The organism is Streptomyces phytophilus, assembly GCF_013870535.1.
Taxonomy (GTDB): domain Bacteria; phylum Actinomycetota; class Actinomycetes; order Streptomycetales; family Streptomycetaceae; genus Streptomyces; species Streptomyces phytophilus.
The window spans coordinates 1-7305 of the sequence record NZ_JACBXC010000194.1; the positions used below are offsets into that span (position 1 = coordinate 1).

Below are 7305 nucleotides of genomic sequence, written 5' to 3' on the forward strand. Positions count from 1 at the left end.
CAGGTGCTTGGTGGCCTGGTGGAGGTGGTAGGCGGCGTCCACCTTGGGCGCGAGCACGGAGTGGAGGCCGTCGGGGGTGAGCTTGCCCAGGACGGTGTCGTTGAGGACGCCCGCGGTGTGGATGACGGCGGTGAGGGGGTGGTCGTTGTCGATGCTGTCGACGAGGGCGCGTACGGCGTCGGCGTCGGTGACGTCGCAGGCGGTGATGGTGACGTGGGCGCCGAGTTCGGTGAGCTCACTACTCAGCGCGGGGGCGCCCGGGTGGTCGGGCCCGCTGCGGGAGGCCAGGAGGAGGTGGCGTACGCAGTGCTCGGCGATCAGGTGGCGGGCGGTGAGGCTGGCCAGGCCGCCGGTGCCGCCGGTGATCAGGACGGTGCCGTTGGGGTCGAGGGGGCGAGGCTCGGCCGGTGCGCCGTCGGTGGAGCGGGTCAGGCGGGGGATGAGGATCTCACTGCCGTGGAGGGCGAGTTGGGGCTCGCCGGTGGCGAGGGCGTTCGCGAGTTGCGGGGTGTCGCCGGTGGTGTCGGTGTCGATGAGGTGGATGCGGTCGGGGTTCTCGTTCTGGGCGGTACGGACCAGGCCCCACAGCGGGGCGTGGGCCAGGTGCACGTCCTCGGCTGAACTCGTCGCGACGGCGCGGTGGGTGAGGACGACGAGACGGCGGTCGGTCTCGTCGTTCTCTGCCAGCCAGCCCTGAAGGTGCGTCAGCAGCGCCTCGGTCGCGGCGTGCGCCGCGGCGGGGGAGTCGTCCTCCGCCGGGGCGGCCGCGTACACGTCGACCTGGTCGAGATCCACCTGACCCCGGTCCCGCTCCGGGGTGGCGGCACGCCAGGCGAGGTGGAACAGGCTGTTGCGGGTGGCCGTGTGCGCGTGGGGGCCGCCGGCGAGCGCGGTGGCGTCGACGGGCCGGGTGTTGAGGGCGGTGATCGTGGCCACCGGTGCGCCGGTCGCGTCCCAGGTCCGCAGGGCGAGGTCGTGGCCGTGCTCGCCGGTGGGCGTGAGCGTGGCGCGTAGCTCGGTGGCGCCGGTGGCGTGGACGGTGACGCCGGTCCACGCGAAGGGCAGCCGCAGCTCCGCCGCCTTGCTGTTCGCGAGGAGGGTACGGGTCGCGAGCGGGTGGATAGCCGCGTCGAGCAGCGCGGGGTGGATGGTGTGGCCCGTGGCGTCGGTGTCCTCGGCGAGGCTGATCTCGGCGTGGAGGGTGCCGTCGGGGTGTGCCCAGGCGGCGGTGACGCCCTGGAAGGCGGGCCCGTACTCGTAGCCCGCCGCGAGGAGACGGGGGTAGAGGTCGGTGACCTCCACGGGCTCCGCTCCCGCGGGCGGCCACTGCCCCAGCGGCGCGGCCGGCTCCGCCGGTTCGGTGGTGAGGGTGCCGGTGGCGTGGTGGGTCCAGGGCTCCGGCTCGGCGTCGTCGGGGGTGTGGCGGCGGGAGTGGATCGTCACCTGCCACCGGCCCACGCCCTCGCTCCCGTCGCCGTTGTCGCTCCCGGCACGGACGGAGGCGGTGACCTGAAGGTCGTGGGTACCGGTCTCGGCGAGGGCGAGGGGCGCGTGGAGGGTCAGCTCTTCGAGGTGGGTGGCGCCGGTGTGGTCGCCGGTGTGCAGGGCGAGGTCCACCAGGGCGGTGCCGGGCAGCAGGACCGTACCCGCGACGGCGTGGTCCGCCAGCCAGGGATGGGTCTTCAGACTCACCCGGCCGGTGAACACCGTGGTCGCGGCGCTCTCGTCGGCGCCGTCGGCGAGTTGGACGGCGGCGTGCAGCAGCGGGTGCGCGGTCGTCGCTTGGCCGAGGTCGGTGGCGCTGGTGACCTGAGCGGGGAGGTCGAGCCAGTAGGACCGGCTCTGGAAGGGGTAGGTGGGCAGGTTCGGCAGCTCGCCGCCGGTCTCGGGGAGGTGGGCGGTGAGGTCGGCGGGGTGGTGGTGGGCGTGGAGAGCGGTGAGGGCGGCGAGGTGGGTGCGGGTCTCGTCCGGCAGATGGGGGGTGCTGCGGACGCCGACCGGCAGGTGCGGGGTGAGGGTGGGATGCGGAGCCACCTCGGTGAACAGACTGACGCTGTCCTCGGTGAGGTGGGTGATGCCCTGGTGAAAGTGGACAGGGCGGCGGATGTGCTGCGCCCAGTAGCCCGCGTCCTGGTGCTGGTCGGTGGTGGCGGGCAGCCCGGTGACGTTGGAGAGGACGGGGATCTCGGCGTCGCCGAGGGTGTGGCGGGCGAAGAGGTCCGTCAGATGGGTGGTGAAGGCGTCGAGGATGGGCTCGGTGTGCGCGGTGTGGAAGGCGTGCGCGACCTTCAGCGCCTTGGTGCGAATGCCCGCCTCGGTCAGCTCCCGTGCCAGCTCTTCCAGCGCGTCGAGAGGCCCGGCGAGAGCGGTGGAGACCTCGGAGTTGTACGCGGCGATCTCTACCTGTGCATGCCGGTCGAGGTACTCGCCCAGGGGCTCGGGTGCGGATTGCACGGCGAGCATGCCGGTGCCCTGGGGGAGGGTGTGGAGCAGTTTTGCGCGGGTGGCGACGATGTCGGCGGCCACGGTGAGGGGGAGGACGCCGGTGAGGTGGGCGGCGGAGAGTTCGCCGATGGAGTGGCCGATCAGCGCCGTGGGCTGGACGCCCGCGGTGTGGAGGAGTCGGTAGCCGGCCACGTGGTGGGCGAACAGAGCGGGCTGGGTGTAGAGCGTCGTCTCCAGCAGTGCGGCGTGTTCGGTGTCGGGTTCGGCGAACATCACCTCACGCAACGGAATCCCCGTCGCCAAGTGCCCATCCAGTGCCGCGCAGACCTCGTCCAGGGCTTCGGCGTAGACGGGGAACGTGTCGTACAACTCGCGGCCCATGCCGGGTCGCTGGCTGCCCTGTCCGGAGAACATCACCGCCAGGCGCCCCCCGGTCTCGGCAGAGCCGGGGCCGGTGATCAGCGCGGGGTGTGTGGCGCCGGTGGCCAGTGCGGTGAGGGCTGCGTGGAGTTCGGTGCGGTCGCCGGTGACGACGCCCGCGCGGTGCTCCAGCTTCGCCCGCCCCGACCACAACCGCGCCCCCAACGCGCCAACCCCGACGTGCGGGTGCCGCTCCACATACGCCGCCAGCCGATCGGCAGACTCCGCCAGCGCGGCCGCCGTACGGGCCGAGATCACCACCGGCATCGGGGTCGACTTGTCGATCTGCTCCTCGGCAGGCTTCCCGGGTTCCGGGGCTGCCTCCAGGATCACGTGCGCGTTGGTCCCGCTGATGCCGAAGGAGGACACCGCCGCACGCCGCGCCTCCCCCGTCTCCGGCCAGGGCCGGCCCTCGGTCAGCAGGGCAACGTGACCCGTGTCCCACTCCACGTGGCTGGAGGGCTCGTCGACATGGAGCGTCTGGGGGAGGTGCCCGTGGCGGAGGGCCTCGACCATCTTGATCACACCCGCCACACCCGCCGCGGCCTGCGTGTGACCGATGTTCGACTTGATGGAGCCCAGCCACAGGGGCTGCTGGTCGGTGTGTGCCTGACCGTACGTCGCCAGCAGCGCCTGCGCCTCGATCGGATCACCCAGCGTCGTACCCGTACCGTGCGCCTCCACCGCGTCGACCTGACCGGCGCTCAGCCCGGCGTTGGCGAGGGCCTGTTCGATGACCCGCTGCTGCGAGGGGCCGTTGGGGGCGGTCAGACCGTTCGACGCCCCGTCCTGGTTGACGGCCGAGCCGCGCAGGATCGCGAGGACCCGGTGTCCGTTGCGCTGGGCGTCGGAGAGGCGCTCCAGGAGTACGAGCCCGGCGCCCTCGCCCCAGCCCGTACCGTCGGCCGAGTCGGCGAAGGGCTTGCAGCGGCCGTCGGCGGCCAGGCCGCGCTGGCGGGAGAATTCGAGGAACGCGGAGGGCGTGGACATCACGGTGACGCCGCCGGCGAGGGCGAGGTCGCACTCGCCGTTGCGCAGCGCCTGCGCCGCGAGGTGCATGCCCACGAGGGACGACGAGCAGGCGGTGTCGACGGTCATCGCCGGGCCTTCGAGGCCGAAGGTGTATGCCACCCGGCCGGACGCCACGCTCGCGGCGCTGCCGTTGCCGAGGTAGCCCTCGAAGCCCTCCGGGGTGCGGTGCATCAGACGCGGGCCGTAGTCGGCGTAGATGACGCCGGTGAACACGCCGGTGTTGCTGTCCCGCAGGCCGGCCGGGTCGATACCGGCCTGCTCGAAGGTCTCCCAGGCCGTTTCCAGCAGCAGCCGCTGCTGGGGGTCCGTGGCGAGGGCCTCGCGGGGGTTCATGTGGAAGAAGTCGGCGTCGAACCGGTCCGCGTCGTGGAGGAAGGCGCCGTGGCGCGTGTACGTCTTGCCCGTCGCGTCCGGGTTCGGGTCGTAGAGGTTGTCGAGGTCCCAGCCGCGGTTGACCGGGAACTCCGAGACCGCGTCCGTGCCGTCGGCGACCAGCCGCCACAGGTCGTCCGCCGAGCGGACCTCGCCGGGGTAGCGGCAGGCCATCGAGACGATGGCGATGGGGTCGTCGTCGGTCACGGTGCGGGTGGTGACGGTACGGGCGCGGGCGGGCGCCGTGTCGAGGAGCCGGCCCAGGAGGTGACGGGTGAGGGCCTCGGGGGTGGGGTGGTCGAAGATCAGGGTTGCGGGGAGGCGTAGTGCGGTGGTGGTGGTGAGTTGGTTGCGGAGTTGGACTGCGGTGAGGGAGTCGAAGCCGAGTTCTTTGAAGGGGCGGTGGGGGTCGATGGTGTCGGCGGTGCCGTGGCCGAGGACCGCGGCGATGTTGCTGCGTACGACGTCCAGGACCGTCTTGTGCCGCTGCTCCGGCTCCGGGAGCGCGGCGAGCCGTTCCGCCAGCGCGTTGCCGTCGTCCGCGGCCCCGCCGGCCGCGGCGCGCCGGGCCGGCCGGGACGCGAGGCCGCGGAAGAGGACGGGGAGCCGGTCCGGGTTCCGCAGGGCGGACGGCGTGACCGGGAGGCAGAGGTGGTGGGGCTGGGGGGTGGTGAGTGCGGTGTCGAGGAGGTGGAGGGCGCGGTCGGCGGTGAGGGGGGTGGTGCCGTGGGTGACGCTGCGGACCTCGTTGTCGCTGAGGTGGCCGGTCAGGCCCGTGGCTTGTTCCCAGTAGCCCCAGGCGAGGCTGGTGGTGGGCAGGCCCTGCCGAGTGCGGTGGTGGGCCAGGGCGTCCAGGTAGGTGTTCGCGGCGGCGTAGTTCGCCTGCCCGGGGTTGCCCAGCGTGCCGGCGGCCGACGAGTAGACGACGAAGTGGGCGAGATCCAGGCCCATCGTGGCTCGGTGGAGGTGGTACGCGGCGTCCACCTTCGGCGCCAGAACGGGGTGCAGCTCGTCGGGGGTGAGCTTGGACAGTACGGCGTCGTTCAGGGCCCCGGCGGTGTGGATGACGGCGGTGAGGGGGTGGTCCCCGGCGACGGCCGCGACCAGGGCGGTGACCTGGTCCGCGTCGGTGGTGTCGCAGGCGGTGATGGTCACGTGCGCGCCAAGTTCGGTGAGTTCGGCGGTGAGCGCGGCGGCGTTGGGGTGGTCGGGGCCGCTGCGGGAGGCGAGGTGCAGGTGGCGTACGCCGTGTTCGGTGATCAGGTGGCGGGCGGTGAGGCTGGCCAGTCCGCCGGTGCCGCCGGTGATGAGGACGGTGCCGTTGGGGTCGAGGGGCCGGGCGGTGGCGTCGGTGGAGCTGGAGCGCGTCAGGCGCGGGATGAGGATGTCCCCGTTGCGAACGGCGAGTTGAGGTTCGCCGGTGGCCAGAGCTTCGGCAAGCTGTGGGGTGTCTCCGGTGGTGTCGGTGTCGATGAGGTGGATGCGGTCGGGGTTCTCGTTCTGGGCGGTACGGACCAGGCCCCACAGCGGCGCGTGCGCCAGGTGCACGTCCTCGGCTGAACTCGTCGCGACGGCGCGGTGGGTGAGGACGACCAGCTGCCGGTTGCTCTGGTCGTTGTCGGCCAGCCAGTTCTGTACGTGCGTCAGCAGCGCCTCGGTCGCTACGTGCGCCGCGGCCGGGGTGTCCTCGGCGGCCGGGACGGCGACGTACATGTCGACCTGGTCGAGATCCACCTGAGCCGCCGGCTCGGCCGGGGCAGGGCTCCACGCAACGTGGAAGAGGCTGTTGCGGGTCGCGGCTCCCGTGCGGGCGCTGCTGGTCAGCGCACTGGCGTCGATGGGTCGGGTGTTGAGGGCGGCGATGGTGGCGACGGGGGCGCCGGTGGGGTCCCAGGCGTGGAGGGTGAGGTCGTGGCCGTGTTCGCCGGTGGGTACGAGGGTGGTGCGGAGCCGGGTGGCGCCGGTGGCGTGCACGGACACGCCACTCCACGCGAACGGCAGTCGCAGCTCTTGGTCGCCGGCACCGTTCCCGTCGAGGCTGCGGGTGGCGAGCGGGTGGAGGGTGGCGTCGAGCAGCGCGGGGTGGATGGTGTGGCCGGCCGTGTCGGCGTCCTCGGGGAGGGCGATCTCGGCGTGGAGGGTGCCGTCGGGCTGTGCCCAGGCGGCGGTCACGCCCTGGAAGGCGGGCCCGTACTCGTAGCCGGCAGCCGCCATCCTGGCGTAGAGGCCGGCGGTGTCGAGCCGCTGTGCCCCGGCGGGCGGCCACTGGGTGAGCTGCTGGGCCGCTTCCGTCGGTTCGGCGGTGAGCGTGCCGGTGGCGTGGCAGGTCCACGGTTCGGGCTCGGCCTCGTCGTCGGTGTGGAGCCGGGAGTGGATGGTGACCTGCCAGCGGCCGGGGCCGCCGTCCTCGGCGCCCGCGTCGGGGCTCGTCGTGACCTGGAGGTCGCGTGCGCCGGACTCCTCCAGCACCAGCGGCGCCTGGAGCGTCAGCTCTTCGAGGTGGGTGGCGCCGGTGTGGTCACCGGCGTGCAGGGCGAGGTCCACCAGGGCGGTGCCGGGCAGCAGGACCGTACCCGCGACGGCGTGGTCGGCGAGCCAGGGGTGGGTGCCCAGGCCGACCCGGCCGGTGAACACGGTGGTGGCGTACGAGCCCTGCGTACCGTCGCCCGAGTCCTCGCTGCCGTCGGCGAGCTGGACGGCTGCGCTGAGGAGCGCGTGGGCGCTGCTGATCTGACCGAGGTCGGTGGCGCTGGTGAGCTGCGCCGAGGTCTGGATCCAGTAGCTGTCGCGCTGGAAGGGATAGGTGGGCAGCTCGGGTACCTCGTCGCCGGAGAGGTCGGCGGCGGGGAGATGCGGTCCGAGGTCGATGGGGTGGTGGTGGGTGTGGAGGGTGGTGAGTGCGGTGAGGAAGCGGGTGCTTGTTCCGTTGTTGCGGATGAGGGTGGCGTGGTGGTGGGCGGGGGTGGCGCGCTGCTCGAAAGCGTCGGCGAGGGCGGCGGTCATGACCGGGTGCGGGCTGGACTCGATGAGGGTGTG

Annotated in this window: 1 protein-coding gene; it reads right to left on the minus strand. The window is 72.9% G+C overall.

Annotated features, from left to right (window positions below):
* Positions 1 to 7272, minus strand: a 7272-nt coding sequence (locus H5J30_RS12145; RefSeq protein WP_181787446.1) for a type I polyketide synthase, incomplete at its 3' end; no start/stop codon positions are given.
* Between the last annotated feature and the right edge of the window lie 33 nt (positions 7273 to 7305).